General features: G+C 68.2%; 1 pseudogene. It reads left to right on the top strand.

What is annotated here, in order from left to right:
- Nucleotides 1-255 (top strand): annotated as a pseudogene (locus NQ036_RS15595) (IS1634 family transposase); the annotation flags it as partial.

Raw genomic sequence — 255 nt, 5'->3', positions numbered from 1 at the left:
ATCGTCAAGCAGTTCCAAGACCGCCACGGCATCGCCGACATGGTCATCGCCGCCGACGCCGGCATGCTCTCATCCAAGAACCTGAGGGACCTCGACGATGCGGGCCTGCGGTTCATCGTCGGGTCCCGACAGACCAGGGCACCCGGCGACCTGGCCACGTACTTCCACTGGGAGGGCACCGCCACCGACGACGGGCGCGTCGTCGACACGATCACCCCGCGCGGGACCAAGGGCCTGGACCCCGACCGGGTGAAA

Source organism: Brevibacterium sp. 91QC2O2 (assembly GCF_024580695.1).
Taxonomy (GTDB): Bacteria; Actinomycetota; Actinomycetes; order Actinomycetales; family Brevibacteriaceae; genus Brevibacterium; species Brevibacterium moorei.
This window is presented reverse-complemented; position numbering and strand designations above follow the sequence as displayed.